This window comes from Rhodococcus sp. NPDC055112 (assembly GCF_053607505.1).
Genome location: NZ_JBSGTR010000001.1, coordinates 131,952 through 147,023, shown reverse-complemented (window position 1 = coordinate 147,023; position 15,072 = coordinate 131,952). Strand labels below are relative to the sequence as shown.

15 protein-coding genes are annotated in these 15,072 nt (G+C 69.5%); 10 read left to right on the top strand and 5 right to left on the bottom strand.

Annotated features, from left to right (window positions below):
• Nucleotides 1–20: 20 nt before the first annotated feature.
• Nucleotides 21–1,499 carry a DUF4185 domain-containing protein gene (locus ACWFRB_RS00670; RefSeq protein WP_452638322.1) on the bottom strand — a complete coding sequence of 493 codons (1,479 nt, stop codon included), beginning with the start codon at nucleotides 1,497–1,499 and terminating at the stop codon, nucleotides 21–23.
• A gap of 243 nt (nucleotides 1,500–1,742) precedes the next feature.
• On the opposite strand from ACWFRB_RS00670, the gene ACWFRB_RS00665 reads away from it, so the two are divergent.
• Nucleotides 1,743–3,077 (top strand): ABC1 kinase family protein, encoded by a 1,335-nt coding sequence (locus ACWFRB_RS00665; RefSeq protein ID WP_452638320.1) that lies wholly within the window; start codon nucleotides 1,743–1,745, stop codon nucleotides 3,075–3,077.
• Between the two features lie 33 nt (nucleotides 3,078–3,110).
• On the opposite strand, the gene ACWFRB_RS00660 is transcribed toward ACWFRB_RS00665, so the two are convergent.
• Nucleotides 3,111–3,932, bottom strand: coding sequence for a DUF72 domain-containing protein (locus ACWFRB_RS00660; protein WP_452638061.1), 822 nt, complete (start codon nucleotides 3,930–3,932; stop codon nucleotides 3,111–3,113).
• Between the two features lie 103 nt (nucleotides 3,933–4,035).
• On the opposite strand from ACWFRB_RS00660, the gene ACWFRB_RS00655 reads away from it, so the two are divergent.
• Together ACWFRB_RS00655 and ACWFRB_RS00650 are read left to right on the top strand one after the other, a co-directional pair.
• A complete protein-coding gene (locus ACWFRB_RS00655; RefSeq protein WP_452638060.1) occupies nucleotides 4,036–4,356 on the top strand; it encodes a GYD domain-containing protein in 321 nt (106 codons plus the stop codon).
• Between the two features lie 13 nt (nucleotides 4,357–4,369).
• Entirely contained in the window at nucleotides 4,370–5,059 is a 690-nt protein-coding gene (locus ACWFRB_RS00650) for a rhomboid-like protein (RefSeq protein WP_452638059.1), read from the top strand.
• A 15-nt stretch (nucleotides 5,060–5,074) separates the two neighbouring features.
• Here the strand turns inward: ACWFRB_RS00650 and ACWFRB_RS00645 are convergent, their stop codons facing one another.
• Nucleotides 5,075–5,629 (bottom strand): TetR/AcrR family transcriptional regulator, encoded by a 555-nt coding sequence (locus tag ACWFRB_RS00645; protein ID WP_452638058.1) that lies wholly within the window; start codon nucleotides 5,627–5,629, stop codon nucleotides 5,075–5,077.
• Nucleotides 5,630–5,722: 93 nt separating this feature from the next.
• Here ACWFRB_RS00645 and ACWFRB_RS00640 point away from each other — a divergent pair, with 93 nt between their 5' ends.
• Genes ACWFRB_RS00640 through ACWFRB_RS00630 form a run of 3 tightly spaced genes read left to right on the top strand, consistent with a single transcriptional unit; the run spans nucleotide 5,723 to nucleotide 7,815 of the window.
• Nucleotides 5,723–6,592 carry an alpha/beta fold hydrolase gene (locus ACWFRB_RS00640; protein ID WP_452638056.1) on the top strand — a complete coding sequence of 290 codons (870 nt, stop codon included), beginning with the start codon at nucleotides 5,723–5,725 and terminating at the stop codon, nucleotides 6,590–6,592.
• A 28-nt stretch (nucleotides 6,593–6,620) separates the two neighbouring features.
• Nucleotides 6,621–7,118, top strand: a complete 498-nt coding sequence (locus tag ACWFRB_RS00635; RefSeq protein ID WP_452638054.1) for an HPP family protein — start codon at nucleotides 6,621–6,623, stop codon at nucleotides 7,116–7,118.
• 31 nt (nucleotides 7,119–7,149) lie between these two features.
• A complete protein-coding gene (locus ACWFRB_RS00630; protein WP_452638052.1) occupies nucleotides 7,150–7,815 on the top strand; it encodes a cyclase family protein in 666 nt (221 codons plus the stop codon).
• A 3-nt stretch (nucleotides 7,816–7,818) separates the two neighbouring features.
• Here the strand turns inward: ACWFRB_RS00630 and ACWFRB_RS00625 are convergent, their stop codons facing one another.
• Nucleotides 7,819–10,050, bottom strand: coding sequence for a thiamine pyrophosphate-dependent enzyme (locus tag ACWFRB_RS00625; RefSeq protein WP_452638051.1), 2,232 nt, complete (start codon nucleotides 10,048–10,050; stop codon nucleotides 7,819–7,821).
• 67 nt (nucleotides 10,051–10,117) lie between these two features.
• Complete coding sequence (locus ACWFRB_RS00620; protein ID WP_452638050.1) at nucleotides 10,118–10,519, bottom strand: VOC family protein; 402 nt, start codon at nucleotides 10,517–10,519, stop codon at nucleotides 10,118–10,120.
• Between the two features lie 136 nt (nucleotides 10,520–10,655).
• Between ACWFRB_RS00620 and ACWFRB_RS00615 the strand changes: the two genes are divergently transcribed.
• The 4 genes from ACWFRB_RS00615 to ACWFRB_RS00600 all read left to right on the top strand — a co-directional run bounded on the left by ACWFRB_RS00615 (nucleotide 10,656) and on the right by ACWFRB_RS00600 (nucleotide 15,035).
• Nucleotides 10,656–11,948, top strand: coding sequence for a helix-turn-helix transcriptional regulator (locus tag ACWFRB_RS00615; protein WP_452638048.1), 1,293 nt, complete (start codon nucleotides 10,656–10,658; stop codon nucleotides 11,946–11,948).
• 132 nt (nucleotides 11,949–12,080) lie between these two features.
• A complete protein-coding gene (locus ACWFRB_RS00610; RefSeq protein WP_452638047.1) occupies nucleotides 12,081–13,169 on the top strand; it encodes an S-(hydroxymethyl)mycothiol dehydrogenase in 1,089 nt (362 codons plus the stop codon).
• Nucleotides 13,166–13,795 (top strand): MBL fold metallo-hydrolase, encoded by a 630-nt coding sequence (locus ACWFRB_RS00605; protein WP_452638045.1) that lies wholly within the window; start codon nucleotides 13,166–13,168, stop codon nucleotides 13,793–13,795. Before ACWFRB_RS00610 ends, ACWFRB_RS00605 begins: the two co-directional genes overlap by 4 nt.
• A 115-nt stretch (nucleotides 13,796–13,910) precedes the next feature.
• Nucleotides 13,911–15,035, top strand: a complete 1,125-nt coding sequence (locus ACWFRB_RS00600) for a GIY-YIG nuclease family protein (RefSeq protein WP_452638044.1) — start codon at nucleotides 13,911–13,913, stop codon at nucleotides 15,033–15,035.
• Nucleotides 15,036–15,072: the final 37 nt, after the last annotated feature.

Genomic DNA, 15,072 nt, shown 5'->3' with positions numbered 1-15,072 from the left:
GGCGGATGGGATCCGACGACTCAGTTCAGCTCCGCGCGCATGAGAAAGACGTTGTAGTCGGACCACGTCGAGATGGTGAAGTACAGGTCGTCACCCGTCGACCAGGGGTGGATGAAGCCACCGTACAGCTCGGGGTACTCGGTGACGCTGACCAGCGGCGCGGGCTCCGACCACTCCCCCTGCGGTGAGTCTGATTCGCGCAGGACGATCGCGGTCCTGGCGGTGTCCAGGTACACCATCTGCCAGACCCGCCGGACCTCGTCGTACCGGACCGATATCTCGGCGACCGGGCCGCGCACCACCGGCGTGGCGGCCGCCTGTCCACCGACCGGGGTCCAGACCCCGTTCTGCAAGTACTGGTAAGCCGACGTGTTGAGCACCTCCCCTACCGGCACCCGGGCCAACCCCAAGTCGCCGAGCCGGGTGTTGGGGGTGCCGAACATGTAGACGTACTCGCCCTGCGGGACCATCGCACTCACCTGGAAGTTGGAGAGCCCGAATATGTTGTCCCACCGCGCATACGGATCCTTGACCCAGGTCTGGCCGTGGTCGTCGGAGTAGGCGATGCCGCCGTGATTGGTGAACCAGGTGCCGGGAATGCTGTTCCACGTGCGAATCGACATATAGCTCATGTACTGCCGCTCGCCGATCGCGAAACCCGAGGTGGGGATGGTGGTGATCTCCACGTTGTCCAGCTTCCTACTGCTGAGAAGCTCAGCTGCGTGACAACGATCGTCCTGCACCATGGAGTCGAAACTCATACCGTCCGAGAGGTTCTCGTCACTGCTGAAAGCCAGCACGTTGCTGCGCCAGTCTTCGCCCTGGCCGCCCGGCGGGTGGAAGCCCCGGCCGACGGTGTCACCGAACGCGACGGCGACCTCGCCGGGCGCGCTCTCCCACATGATGCCCAGATCGGTGCCGTTCACCTGCCAGCGCTTGTCCGTGCGGTTGATCGAGCCGGCACCCGTCAACTTCGCGACCCGGGTGACCGCGCCGACCCCTGGGATGGGGCGCGGGGCCGAGTGCGCCACCGCCTCCGTCGGCGGGAACACCGGTGCCGGGGCGAGCACCTGCTGCCCTTGATCCGGCCCGGGCACCGGAATACCCAGGTGAAACGGCTGGAGCTTGAGACCGATCTCGGGGATGCGCAGCGCCTTCAGCAGCGTGTCCGGACCGGCCGGCGCCTCGTCGGTCAGGTCTGGGCAGGGATCGGCGCAGGGGTCCGGCGGCAGCGCCTGCGCGGGAATCCGGGTCGGGGTGGTCGTCGGCGCCGGAAACGGCACCGCGGTGATCACCGGCAGCGGCACCGGGATCTCGAGCTTCTCCGGCAGCAGCGCCGCCGTGGTGGTCACCAGGTCGGCGGCACAGGATCCGCTCCCCTGCGCCCCTGCTCGGTCCGAACCCAGCGGAGCGGCGACGGCATCCGGTTTCTCCGCGTAGACCACCGCACAGGAACCGATCACCACGGCCGCGACTACGACGGCAAGCCTGCGTGTCAAGGGCACCTCCGCGTTGAGCTCAACTCGGGCCCGCAGACCCGCCACCGGGCTGACCACGTTGCCGTCGGAATCTAACATCGACGTGCGGGAACTCCGCGTCTCCCGGGCCGGGTGTCGACGGAATACACCCCCACCCCTACGCTGGCTGGACCCGAATCGAGGTGAACGGTGTCACAGTCCAACCATTCGAGTCCCGTCGGCCCCTATGCGTCGGGACCGCCCGCTACCGCGCTGTCGGTCCACATGCCCGACCTCAACAAGTTCGGCCCGGCCCAGCTGTGGCGTGCACTTGTGGTCGGGGTGGTGATCATCGCCTGCGCGGGGTACGCGGTGCTCACCAAGCCGTTCCTGCGGCGCGGCGAGACCTGGGCTGACGCCGCATCGGAGGGTGTGGTCAACGCCTTCGAGGCGCTGGGCCCGACCTTCGTCAAACTCGGGCAGCTGATGGCCTCCTCCTCCGGGGTGTTCCCTGCCCCGCTCGCCAATGCCTGTCTGCGCTGTCTCGACGACGTGCCGCCGGTGTCCGCCCAGAAGGCCAGGGAGGTCATCGAGGGCGACCTGGGCGGGCGCGTCGACGAGATCTTCGCGACCTTCGACGACGAGCCCCTGGCCGCGGCGTCCGTCGCGCAGGTACATGCCTGTGTGCTCCCCGACGGCCGTGAGGCCGTGATCAAGGTGCAGAGGCCGGGCATCTATCACCGAATGCTCGTCGACCTGCGCACCGCGTACGGCGGTGCCAAGCTGCTCGAGCGTCTCTTCGAGTTCTTCCGGATCGCGAACGCGACGGCCATCATCCGGGACCTGCACGCCGCCACGATGACGGAGCTCAACAGCGCCGTGGAGGCCGACCGGCAGACCCGGTTTCGTGACGCGATCTGGGCATTCGGCGACAACAAGGGCGTGACGGCGCCAGAGGTGTACTGGGACTACTGCGGCCCGCACGTGATCTGTATGGAACGGCTGCACGGCGTGCCCCTTGACCGGTTCGTCCCCGACGCCGACCACGACACCACGATGCTGATCCGGCGCGGCGTCAAGGCGTGGATCGAGTCGATCACCGTCCACGGCCCGTTCCACGGCGATGTGCATGCGGGAAACCTCTGGGCGCTCGACGACGGACGCATCGCCTTCCTCGACTTCGGCATCGTCGGCGAACTGCCCGAGGTCTGGCGGTCGATCCTGCGGGACATGTTCTACGCCAACCTCATCGACGGCGATTTCGCCAGGGTGGCGCGCGGCATCCGCGACCTCGGTTACACCGCGGACATCGAAGCAGGCGATGCCGAGATCGGCATGCAGGTGGCCGCCGTCCTGGCCCCGGTGTTCACGAATGACCTGGCCGAACTGAACCTGGGCGCGCTCATCATGGCGCTGGTCCAGCTCGGCAAGCAGTGGGGAGTCGCCAGCCCGGAGGAGTTGGTCCTCTTCGGCAAACAACTCGGCTACTTCGAGCGGTACGCCACCAGGCTCGCCCCCGGATGGGTGATCGGCAAGGACCCCTACCTGTTCCGGAACGTCTTCCCCGAGGCGGTGGCCGAGCGTGCTGCGGCCCTGGGCGTCGAGTTGCCCGAGGAGTGAGCCCTGGGGCCGCGCGGACCCAGTGCCGGCCCGTCAGACCCCACCGAGCCGCCGCCCGAGCGCGATCGCGTCGAACGGCGCGCGGCCGCGCGCGTCATTGTCGAAGTAGACGAACACGTCGAGCCCGTCCGCGTGCCAACCCGCGATCCGCGTCGCCCATGTGTCGAGGACATGGGCGCCGTAGCCGCTTGCATAGAGCTCGGTATCGCCGTGCAGCCGAACGTACATGAAATCGCTTGTGCGCCTGTCGAACATCGGGAATCGACCCGCCGAGTCCGCGACCACCAGGGATACCCCGTTCTGCTCGATCAGCGCCACCGCCCCCGGGTCGCCGAAGCTGCTGTGGCGTGCCTCGAGGGCATGCCGAACCGGCCTCGGCGCATCGGCGACGGTGAGCTCATCTCCCTCGGGAACCTTGTCGTCGTGGCGCGCGGCGAGCTCCGCTGCCGCGGTCGTGGTCCGGGGCAGCGCAGCGAGGAACGGGGTGAGGCGGTCGGCGTCGAACGCGAGCGTGGGCGGCAGCTGCCACAGGATCGGGCCGAGCTTGGCCCGCAGCGCGAGCGGGCCGGACGCGAAAAAGTTGGCCAGTGCGGTGTCCGCGTCGCGCAGGCGCTTCATATGCGTGATGTAGCGGCCACCCTTGACCGCGAACACGAATGCGTCGGGAGTCTCGTCCCGCCACCGGGTGAAGGAGTCGGGGGACTGGAGGGCGTAAAAGGATCCGTTGATCTCGATCGACCCCATTCGGGACGCGGCGTACGCCAGCTCCCGCCGGTGCGCCAGGCCGGCGGGATAGAAATCTCCGCGCCAGCCGGGATACGTCCAACCGGAGATCCCGATGCGGACTTCCGCCATGAGCCGAGCGTAGATCCGTCGTCGTTTCCGCGATACCGCACCGGCCCCCGGCCGGGAGGAGGACGATGGATGCACCCCAGAAACCGAGCCGAGGGACATGATCATGCCCAAGTACCTGTGGCAGGTCGGATACACGCACGATGGCGCAAAGGGCCTACTCACCGAGGGTGGGTCGGGACGCCGCGACGCGATCGTCCAGGCGGTCGAGAGCGTCGGCGGGACCGTCGAGAGCTGCCATTTCGCGTTCGGCGGCCACGACCTCTACGTCATCGGCGAGGTGCCAGACGAGGTTGCCGCCGCGGCGCTGAGCATCCGCACCGCGGCGAGCGGCGCGGCCCGCACCGTGACCGTCGCCCTGCTGACCCCCGAACAGATCGACGACGCTGCCAAGCGGCCGGCGAGCTACCGTCCGCCCGGTCGCTGACGTCCACGGCGGCATGTCGGCCACGAGGGTTCGGCGCCTCACCGCTGCCCCGCGGGCCGTGTGGGCCTACGTACGGAGAGCGCCGGGCACGTTTGTCTGGCTGGCGATCCTGCTCGTGACGTCCGTGGTGGGCCGCCACCTCGCGCCGGACCTGCTGACCGACGTGCTCGGCGATCGGTCGACCAACCTGCACCACCTGGCCGAGGATCCGGTCCGGGTACTGATCACCAGCGCATTCTGGCTCGCGGGCGGCGGCTGGATCACCTACTTCGTCGTCTACAACATCTTCCACGTGCCCGCCGAACGCTGGCTCGGCACGCTGCGGTGGCTCGTCGTCGTCGTGGTCGCGCACGTCGGCGCCACCTACGTCAGCGAGGGCGTCCTGTATTGGGCGATCCAGCACGGTCACGCCCCGGAGTCCGCGGTCGACACCCTCGACTACGGGGTCAGCTATGCCCTCGCGGGGGTGGTAGCGGTGCTGACGTATCGGATCGCCGCGCCCTGGCGGTACGTCTACCTGGCCGGCGTGCTCGTCTTCTATGCGGTACCGCTGCTCGGTGGCATCACCTTCACCGACATCGGGCACCTCACCGCCGCCCTCCTCGGCCTAGCCTGCTATCCCCTCGTTCGTGCCCGCCCGGGGGTGTGGGACCCGATCGCGGCCGCGCGGGTGATCGACCGGCGGGTTCGCAGGCGGGGGTGAGGCCCGGTTCGGTCGTCAGCGCGCCGCGTCCAGCAGGACGCGGGCGGCATCGCGGGCCTGCCTGGCGGGCAACGGCGAGCCGGCGATCGCCGCGGTCGCCATCGCGCCGTTCGCGAGGATCGCGAGCTGATCGGCCAGCGGCGCCGGGAGGCCCGCGGCGGAGACCAGCTCGCGTAGGCACTCGAGCAGCGCCGCCTTGTTCGCCTTGGCGATGTCGACGACGGCCTGGTTCCCCCCACCCAGCTCACCGAAGGTGTTGATGAAGGTGCAGCCCCGGAAGTCCTCCCGCCGAAACCAGTCGTCCAGGTAGTCGAAAACCCCGAGAACCCGGTCACGGGGATCGTCGATCGGCTCCAGGAACCGGGCCAGCTCCTCGCGCACGACCAGGTCACGCCTGCGCAGCACCGCTTCGACCAGCCGGTCCTTGGCCGGATACAGCCGATAGAGGCGCTTGAGGGAGACCCCTGACCTCGAGCGGATCTCGTCCATCCCGACGGCCTGCACGCCACGCTCGTTGAACAGTGCCTCGGCTGCGTCGAGCAGCTGGGTGTCAGCGGTATCCGAATCCATCACTCACCTCGACACTTGCGCGGAGAACCATCGTTCTCTACTCTACACGCCAGAGGGGAGAACGTTCGTTCTCTCAAAAGGTCAGGAGCCACCATGTCCAGCTTCGACACCCGCCACCGCACCGCGACCATCGACGGACTCGAGGTCTTCTACCGGGAGTCCGGCGACCCGGACAACCCCACCCTCGTTCTCCTGCACGGGTTTCCGAGCAGCTCACACATGTTTCGGAACCTGATCGCCGAACTCGCGGACGAGTTCCACGTGGTCGCGCCCGACCACATCGGCTTCGGGCACTCCTCGATGCCCGCGGTCGACGAGTTCGACTACAGCTTCGACCGCCTCGCCGAGATCACCGATCAGCTGCTCGACCGGCTCGGCATCGACCGCTTCGCGCTCTACATCCAGGACTACGGCGCACCGATCGGGTTGCGGATCGCGGCCAAGCACCCGGAACGCGTCACCGCCCTGATCACACAGAGCGGCAATGCCTACCGGGAGGGATTCACCCCGTTCTGGGACGTGTTGTTCGCGCACGCGCAGAACCGCACGGAGCACGAGCCCGCGGTCCGCGAACTCCTCGAGCTCGACGCGACGCGATGGCAGTACACCCACGGCGTCCCCGCCGACCGGCTGGACCGGATCGCGCCCGAGACCTGGCTGACGGACCAGGCGGGCCTGGACCGGCCGGGCAACAAGGAGATTCAGCTCCAGTTGTTCTGGGACTACCAGTTCAACCTCGATGGGTACCCCGCCTTCCAGGAGTACTTCCGGACCCATCGACCGCCGACTCTGGTCGCCTGGGGCCGCGGCGACGAGATCTTCGGCCCCGCAGGCGCCGAGGCGTTCGCGTCCGATCTCCCCGACGCGGAGATCCACCTGCTCGACGCGGGCCACTTTGCGCTGGAGACCCACGGACAGGAGATCGCCGACCTGATCCGGGATTTCCTCCGCCGAAACCCCTGACCCCGCAACGCCTGCCAGAAGGAGACCCATGTCCGTCCTCACCAGCGCCTCCGCCGCGATCGCCCGCCGGGGCACCACCGCCTCGGCCCTCAGCGCGGCCGCGGCGGCGCTGATCATCATCACGTCCCTGGCCACGGCCCAACACCTGCTCGGCCTCGCGGTCTTCGGGCTGCCGTTCGTGGCGTCGGCCGCCCTGATCGCGCTCGCCCCGTCCGGACCGCCCGCGAGACCGGGGGCGATTCTGCGGGCATACCCTGCCGCCGCGGCGACGGCGCTCCCGATCACCGCGGTCCTCGGACCGTCGGAGGCCGCCGTCGCGGCCTCGGTGGTCGCGGCTGTCGCGCTGATGGCCATCCTGCGAGCGCCACACATCCCCGCGGCGCTGTGCGCGGGCGGTATCGGGCTCAGCGGTCCCGGGCTCGGCTACCTCCCGCACACCCTGATACCCGCGGTGGCGATCGTGCTGGTGGCCGCCTGGGTGGCCGGGCGGCTCGTGCCGGGCTTCGAGTACTCGCTGCGCGGGTGATACTGATCGACACACGATGGAGGTGGGGCCGATGAGCGTGGTTCGCAGGATCGTGGACCTCTCACACCCGATCGACACCGGCATGCCGGTGTACCCCGGCGACCCGGTGGCGAGGCTGACCCCGCACTGCACCGTGGCCCGCGACGGCTACAACGTCCTGCGCGTGGAGATGGGATCGCAGTCCGGCACCCACGTGGACGCGCCGGTGCACCTGCGGGACGGCGACACCCCGATCGACCGAATGGACCTGTCGCTCTTCGTCGGCCGCGGCGTCGTCTTCGACCTGCGCGGGCTGGCCCCTCGGCAGCCGGTCACCGCGACGATGATCGCCGGGCCCGCCGAATCGGTGCGGCCCGGCGACATCGCGCTCCTCCATACCGGGTGGGACCGGCACTACGGCACCGACGCCTACTACGACCACCCGTTCCTCGGCGCCGACGCCTGCTCGCTGCTGCTCGAGCGCGGGGTGCGGGCGTTCTGTCTCGACGCGCCGAGCGTCGACCCGTCCGGTGACGAGGACACGGACTATCCGGCACACCACCTGATCGCAGACGCGGGCGGCGTGATCGCCGAGAATCTCTGCAACCTCGAACTCGTCGACTTCCCGGACCCGCTGATCAGCATCCTGCCGCTGAAGCTGGCCGGCGGCGACGGTGCTCCCGTGCGGGCGGTCGCGATGGAGCTCGACCGGCCCTGACCGTCAGCGGCCGCGGCCGACCAGCCCCACCGCGGCCTCCTCGATCTGCTCCTCGGAGACCAGCACCAGTCGTGCGGCCTCGCCGAGCGGGACGAAGCTGTCCCCGCTCGTGACCCGTGCGATCGCGCCCTCGAAACCCGCGTCGACGAGCGCCGCGACCACCCCCTCCGAGACACCGCCCGACCGGCGGGTCTCGTCGACCACCAGGACCCGCCCGGTGACACGCGCCTCCCGGAGCAGGTCAGCCACCGGCAGCGGCGCCAGCCAGCGCAGGTCGAAGACTCGCGCGTCGAGGCCACGCGTGCGCAGCCGCCGGGCGACCCGCAGGCTCATCCGGAGTCCGTTGCCGAACGTCACGATGGTCAGGTCCGTTCCGTCCCCGTGGGTGCGTCCGCTCCCCACCGGTACGTGTGTCGTGACCCAACGGCCCGGCCCCTCGTACCGGGCCAGCCAGCCCTCGTCCCCGGTCTCGTGCAGGTCTCGCTCGTGGTACAACGCGATCGGTTCGAGGAAAACACACACCGCACCTTCGGTTTTCGCGGCAGCGACACAGGTGCGGAGCATCGCCGCGGCATCCTCGGGCCGGGCGGGGGAGGCCACCACCAGGCCCGGGATGTCACGCAGCACGGCGACCGCGTCGTCGTTGTGGAAGTGCCCCCCGAAGCCCTTCTGGTAGCCGTAACCGGCGACCCGCACCACCATCGGGTTGCGGTAGCGGCCGGCCGAGAAGAAGCCCAGTGTTGCTGCCTCGCCACGGATCTGGTCCTCCGCGTTGTGCAGATAGGCGAGGTATTGGATCTCCGGGATGGGCAGCAGCCCGGAGACACCCGCGCCGAGCGCGAGCCCGAGCACGGTCTGTTCGTCGAGCGGGGTGTCGAAGACCCGAGCCGCACCGACCCGGTTCGCGAGCCCCCGGGTGACGCCGTACACCCCGCCCTTGCGGGCAACGTCCTCACCGAAGACCATCGCCTCTTGGTGGGCGGCGAGGACGTCGAGCAGGGCGCGGTTGATCGACTGCGCCAGGGTGAGGCGACCCGCCTCCTCCGGCAGTGCGCCGTCGAAAACCTCTGCTCGAGAACGTGTCCCGGCCGATGTACCGACCTCGGCGGCCACCGCCCCTTGGTCCGGCCCGCGCAGCGGCGACATCACGGCGGCCGCGGTCGTCAGCCGGGGGAGTAGTGCGACCTCGCGGGCGAGCGCCAGCACGTCGTCACGCTTGCGCTGGTACCGGGCGAGCACCTCCGCAGGCGTCAGGGCCCCCGACTCGACGAGCAGCCGGGCGGTGCCGAGCAGCGGGTCACGGCGCTGTTCGGCGGCGATCACCGCGGGAGATCGATAGGCCGATTCCACGTCCGAGCCCGCGTGCCCCATCAGCCGGACCGTGCGCAGGTGCAGGAACGCCGGGCGCCTGCGCTCGCGCACCCAGTGCGCGGCGCGCGTTGCCGCGTCGACGGCGGCGGCGAGGTCGCAGCCGTCCGCGGCGAAGTACTCGAGCCCCACCCGGCCCGAGTAGGCGGACTCGATCCAGCCCTCGGGGGTCGGCACGCTGACGCCGATGCCGTTGTCCTCGCAGACCAACAGCAAAGGCAGCGGCAGCCCCTCGTAAGCGCCCAACGCCGCCGCGTTGATCGCGCCGACCGCCGTCGAGTGATTGGCGGAGGCGTCCCCGAAGCTGCACACGGCCAACGCATCCCGTGGCCAGGGCGAATCGACGCCCAGCCTGCGGGCCCTGCCGATCGCGAACGCGACGCCCACCGCGCGCGGCAGGTGTGAGGCGATCGTGGAGGTCTGCGGGATCACCGCGAGGTCGTGGCGTCCGAACACCTTGTGGCGCCCACCGGAGATCGGGTCGGCGGCGGCAGCGACCACCCCGAGCAGTACGTCCCGCAGCGGATTTCCGCCGCCGACCTGGCGCGCGCGTTCGAGGAAGAACCCGCCGGACCGGTAGTGCAGCAACGCCGGGTCCGTCGGATGCAGCACGCCCGCCACGGCCGCGTTGCCCTCGTGACCCGACGAACCGATCGTGTAGAAGCCCGCGCCACCGGCCCGCAGCACGCGGCCGGAGAGGTCGAGGTGTCTGCTGCCGAGCTGGGCATCGAAGAGCTCCAGGCAGCGGGCCACGGTGAGCACCGAGCCCTCACGGACGGGTTCCGCCGGGGCAGGCGAGCGCCGGGGGGTCGGGCTCGCCATCGCCGCGACGGTCTCGACGAACTGCTCGTCGATCGCTTCGGCCATGCAGACAACTGTGCGCGTGTTTCACCCCGAGTGGGGTGAAACACGCGCACGGGCGCCGGAGGCGCTATCAGCCGATGGCGGCGGGGTCCATCCACATGACCTCCCAGACGTGCCCGTCCAGGTCGCGGAACGCGCGTCCGTACATGAAGCCCTGGTCCTGTGCCTCCATCCAGGCCGAGCCGCCCGCGCCGATGGCGGTGTCGACCAGCGAGTCGACCTCCTCGCGACTGTCCGCGGAGATGCACAGCAGGGCCTCGCGGGACGTCGAGGTGTCGCAGATGTCGTCGGAGATGAAGTCGCGGAAGCGCGCCTCCTGCAGCAGCATGACCGTGGTCAGCTCGTTGATCACCATCGAGGCACAGTTCTCGTCGCTGAAGGTCTCGTTGAACCCGAATCCGAGTCCGTCGAAGAACTTCCGGGTCGCGTCGATGTTCTTCACGGCCAGGTTCACGAAAAGCATGCGGGACATTGTCTGCTCCTGTCATCGGGTGTGTACGCGTCTCTGCGTCCTCGGCTTCCGAGGTCGTCGAACAGGTAGACCGTCGCCGATCGCAAAACTCATCGGCCGATCCACAACCTATTTCAGCGACGGGGACAATGTCCTGATGAAGGCCACACCGAGCGGCCGTCCACGGACGGACGACGCGCTGCTGACCGGGCTGCGTGACGTGCTGGTCGGACCGCTACCCGAGATCGGCCGCCGGTTCTCACTGGTGGTTGCCGACCTCGTCCCACACACCTGTCTCGTCATCTTCACCCGCGAGTGCACCGGACGGCCACGCAAGGTGGCGGGCGATCCGACCATCGTCGATCGGGTCACCGTCGCGGAACTCGACTCTCTGCGAGACGAACTGGCGCGCAGCCACCGCGGACGGATCTACCGGGGCCCCGCGACGATCGGCCGGCGCAGTCGGGCCGTCTGCGCGATCCTGGACCAGACGGAGACGCTGCTGGTGCTGACACCGCGAGGTCCACTGGACGACTCCGCACCGCTCGAGACGGTGCGCGGGCTCTTCGCCGTGGTCGCCACCGGTATCCAACTGCAGGTGCGGCAGGCCTCCCCGGCGTACCTGGCGGAATCGCGGGCTGCCTCCGCGGAGCGCGCCAGGACCGTCGCCGAACTCACCGAGGTACACGCCGCCACGCTGGAGACCATCCTGGCCACGCTGAGGTCGAAGGACCTCGACGATGCGCACGCCCGATCCACCGCCAGGGAGACCGCGACCTCGGCGCTGGTCGGCCTGCGGTCGGCCGTCGACCAGTACCGCGAACTCGCCGAGGAGGCCGTCACGACGGCGTTCGCTCGGCTCCGGGGTGAACTGCGCACCCTGGTGCGGCACCGCGAACTCGAGCTGGAATTGGTGGAACCCCCGGTGGACGGACGGGCGCTTCCCGGCGAGGTGGCACACGCGGCACGCGCCGTGGTCCGCGGCGCCGTGCTGGCGCTGTCCGCACAGTCGAACCTCACCCGCATCCGGGTCGCGTGGACCTGCGACCGCGCAGATCTGGTGCTCGACGTCCGCGACGACGGCGGCGGCGAGGCAGACGTCGCGGACATCGAACGTCAGCTCCGCGAACGGGTCGAGACGCTGGGCGGCACCCTCGAGTCGGAATCGACGCCGGGATGGGGTTCGCGGGTCACCGCATCGCTGCCGCTCGATCCGCCTGTCTCGACGAATCAGCGCAGGGACGAACTGGCGGCGCTCGGCCCCCGCGAGTTCGAAGTGCTCGGGCACCTGGTGGCGGGACGGCGTAACCGGGTGATCGCCGAGCGGCTCGGGGTCAGCGAGAGCACCGTGAAGTTCCACGTGGCGCGACTGCTCAAGAAGCTCGCCGTCGACACCCGCGGCGAGGCCGCCGCCGTCGGCGCCGAGGCGGGGGTCAGGGCCGCCCCCTGAGCCACGAACTGTCCTTTCGGATGGTCCGGTCCATCCCTTCGATCAGTCCCGCCCCCACTGGCGCCGGGATAGCGTCGTGTCGGAGATGCTCGTATCGCAATACGTTCACCCGACTACGAAGGAGACAAAGCCATGCCGCAGCAGGTTCGGGGTGTCATCGCCCGCGCGAAGGGAGCACCGGTCGAGATCGCGACGATCACCATCCCCGATCCGGGCCCGGGCGAGGTGGTCGTGGCCGTCGCGACCTGCGGCGTGTGCCACACGGACCTCACCTACCGTGACGGCGGCATCAACGACGAATACCCGTTCCTGCTCGGCCACGAGGCGGCAGGCATCGTCGAGAGCGTCGGCGCGGGCGTCGAGTCGGTCGCGGTCGGCGATTTCGTGGTGCTGAACTGGCGGGCCGTCTGCGGCCAGTGCCGCGCCTGTAAGCGGGGACGCCCCCAGTACTGTTTCGACACCTTCAACGCGACACAGAAGATGACCCTCGAGGACGGCACGGAGCTCACTCCCGCCCTCGGCATCGGTGCGTTCGCGGACAAGACCCTGGTGCACGCCGGTCAGTGCACGAAGGTGGACCCGGCGGCGGATCCCGCCGTGGTGGGTCTGCTCGGCTGCGGCGTCATGGCGGGCATGGGCGCGGCCATGAACACCGGCAACGTCGGCCGCGGCGACTCGGTCGCGGTGATCGGCTGCGGCGGCGTGGGTGACGCCGCGATCATGGGATCCCGGCTGGCGGGCGCGGGCACGATCATCGCGATCGACCGCGATCCCCGCAAGCTCGAGTGGGCGACGGAACTCGGTGCCACCCACACGATCAACGCCGCCGAGGTCGACGACGTGGTCGAGGCCGTGCAGGAACTGACCGGCGGCTTCGGCGCCGACGTGGTGGTGGACGCGGTCGGACGGCCGGAGACCTGGAAGCAGGCGTTCTACGCTCGCGACCTGGCCGGCACCGTGGTCCTGGTCGGGGTGCCCACCCCGGACATGACGCTGGAGATGCCGCTCATCGACTTCTTCTCCCGCGGCGGTGCGCTGAAGTCGTCCTGGTACGGCGACTGCCTGCCCGAGCGTGACTTCCCGATGCTGGTGGACCTGTACCAGCAGGGTCGGCTGCCGCTGGAGAAGTTCGTCACCGAGCGGATCGCGCTCGACGAGGTGGAGCAGGCCTTCGAGTCCATGCACCGCGGCGAGGTGCTGCGTTCGGTGGTCGTGCTGTGAGCGACGTGCGGGTGGACCGGGTCGTCACGTCGGGCACCTTCAGCCTCGACGGCGGCACCTGGGACGTCGACAACAACATCTGGCTGATCGGCGACGACTCCGAGGTGGTGGTCATCGACGCCGCACACACCGCGCAGCCGATCGTCGATGCGGTCGCAGGCAGGCGGGTGAAGGCGATCGTGCTCACCCACGGACACAACGACCACGTGACGGTGGCACCGGAGCTGTCGGAACGCCTGGACGCGCCGATCCTGCTGCACCCCGCCGACGACGTGCTGTGGCGGATGACCCACCCCGAGGTCGCGCACCTGCCGATCGAGGACGGTCAGCGGATCGCGGTGGCGGGCACGGAGATCCAGGCCATCCATACGCCGGGCCATTCTCCGGGCTCGACGTGCCTGTACCTGCCCGAGGCCGGCGATCTGTTCAGCGGCGACACCCTGTTCTCGGGTGGGCCGGGTGCGACCGGACGCTCCTTCTCCGATTTCCCGACGATCATCGGATCGATCCGCGACCGACTGTTCGCGCTGCCCGCGGAGACCCGGGTGCACACCGGGCACGGCGACGGCACCACGATCGGCACCGAGTCGCCGCACCTCGAGGAGTGGATCAGGGCGGGCTCGTAGCAGCGGGGCCGCGTTGCTCGCCTGCTCGCGGTGGGCAACGCGGCGTCCTCGGCCTCGGCGGTGTGAGCCTGCCTCAACCGGCTACGTTCACGGCAGTCTTCACTAGAGTCGGGGCATGGCTACCGTCTGGACAGTTCCGATCGACATCACCCCACGCTGGCTTGACTCGCCCGAGGTCCAGACCTTCCTCGCGTCCAACGACCTGGACGACGCCTCCTCGGATCCGCGGGTGCGGCTGGCGCAGTTCGCCGACGTGACCTCGGCCCTCGGGCGACATGTGGGCCGGACCTTCACGTCGGTTCAGGCGGCATCGACGGCGCTGTTCGATCGGATCGACGGTGGCGGCCACGGCGTGCCGGTGGCCTTGAGGCTCGCCGCATTGCGTCTGATCGTGACGACGGTCCACCAGACCCGTCCCGCACCGAAACCGTTGTCCGCGAAGGTGGCCGAGCAACTAGAGGTGTATTCCTACGCGCTGCTGGATCCACGCAACCGGTCGGTCTTCTATGTGGGGAGTGGTCGTGGCAACCGCGTGTTCGGCCACGTGTGGGCGGCACTGGAGGAAACCGAGAGTCGCCGGTTGCTCGAGGGCGCGGACACCGACCCCGCAGAGGTCACGGCCGCGACCATCGGGCGCATCCGCGACATCTACGACTCCGGCCACGAGGTGGAGCACTACATCGTGGCGCATCAGGTCACGGCCGCGGACGACGACCGGACCGCGGAGGGCATCGGCAGGGCGCTGGTCGGTGTGCTCGGCCTGATGGAGCCGGAGACCGACCCTCCCGGCCTCACGAACCTCGCAGGCGGCGCACTCGAACTCAGGGCCGCGCTGGTCGACGATCTGGTGCTGCAGTACGAGGCAGAACCCGTGCCGAACGTGCCAACGCCGTGCTTCCTGGTCGAGGTGAAGGGCGCAGCGAAGCGGGGGGCGACGCCGGAAGAGATCTACGCGATGGCACGGCAATCGTGGACTGCCGGGACCGCGGTGCGCGAATCGGACGGGATTCCGGTGATCGTGTTTGCGGACAACATCGTTCGGGCCGTGTACCGCGCCGAGTCGTGGGCGATGGTGTCGCGCAACACCGACAACGCGTTGTGGCGGTTCACGGGCGCCGTCGATCCGGAACTCGAGGCCCAGTTCGTGAAGAAGAGGGTCACGCCCGACGTCGTCGGGCTGAAGAAGTGGCCGGCGAACGGATCCGTGTCGCACCTGACACACGCGCGTCCGGGACGCTGAAATCGGACGAGGGGGTCCGTCCGGTTCGGTACGGACC

What these genes read in the sequence shown, in the direction of transcription:
- ACWFRB_RS00665 (WP_452638320.1), top strand. Translation starts at nt 1,743, where the DNA reads ATGCCCGACCTCAACAAGTTCGGCCCGGCCCAGCTGTGGCGTGCACTT.
- ACWFRB_RS00660 (WP_452638061.1), bottom strand. Translation starts at nt 3,932, where the DNA reads ATGGCGGAAGTCCGCATCGGGATCTCCGGTTGGACGTATCCCGGCTGG.
- ACWFRB_RS00655 (WP_452638060.1), top strand. Translation starts at nt 4,036, where the DNA reads ATGCCCAAGTACCTGTGGCAGGTCGGATACACGCACGATGGCGCAAAG.
- ACWFRB_RS00650 (WP_452638059.1), top strand. Translation starts at nt 4,370, where the DNA reads ATGTCGGCCACGAGGGTTCGGCGCCTCACCGCTGCCCCGCGGGCCGTG.
- ACWFRB_RS00645 (WP_452638058.1), bottom strand. Translation starts at nt 5,629, where the DNA reads ATGGATTCGGATACCGCTGACACCCAGCTGCTCGACGCAGCCGAGGCA.
- ACWFRB_RS00640 (WP_452638056.1), top strand. Translation starts at nt 5,723, where the DNA reads ATGTCCAGCTTCGACACCCGCCACCGCACCGCGACCATCGACGGACTC.
- ACWFRB_RS00635 (WP_452638054.1), top strand. Translation starts at nt 6,621, where the DNA reads ATGTCCGTCCTCACCAGCGCCTCCGCCGCGATCGCCCGCCGGGGCACC.
- ACWFRB_RS00630 (WP_452638052.1), top strand. Translation starts at nt 7,150, where the DNA reads ATGAGCGTGGTTCGCAGGATCGTGGACCTCTCACACCCGATCGACACC.
- ACWFRB_RS00625 (WP_452638051.1), bottom strand. Translation starts at nt 10,050, where the DNA reads ATGGCCGAAGCGATCGACGAGCAGTTCGTCGAGACCGTCGCGGCGATG.
- ACWFRB_RS00620 (WP_452638050.1), bottom strand. Translation starts at nt 10,519, where the DNA reads ATGTCCCGCATGCTTTTCGTGAACCTGGCCGTGAAGAACATCGACGCG.
- ACWFRB_RS00615 (WP_452638048.1), top strand. Translation starts at nt 10,656, where the DNA reads ATGAAGGCCACACCGAGCGGCCGTCCACGGACGGACGACGCGCTGCTG.
- ACWFRB_RS00610 (WP_452638047.1), top strand. Translation starts at nt 12,081, where the DNA reads ATGCCGCAGCAGGTTCGGGGTGTCATCGCCCGCGCGAAGGGAGCACCG.
- ACWFRB_RS00600 (WP_452638044.1), top strand. Translation starts at nt 13,911, where the DNA reads ATGGCTACCGTCTGGACAGTTCCGATCGACATCACCCCACGCTGGCTT.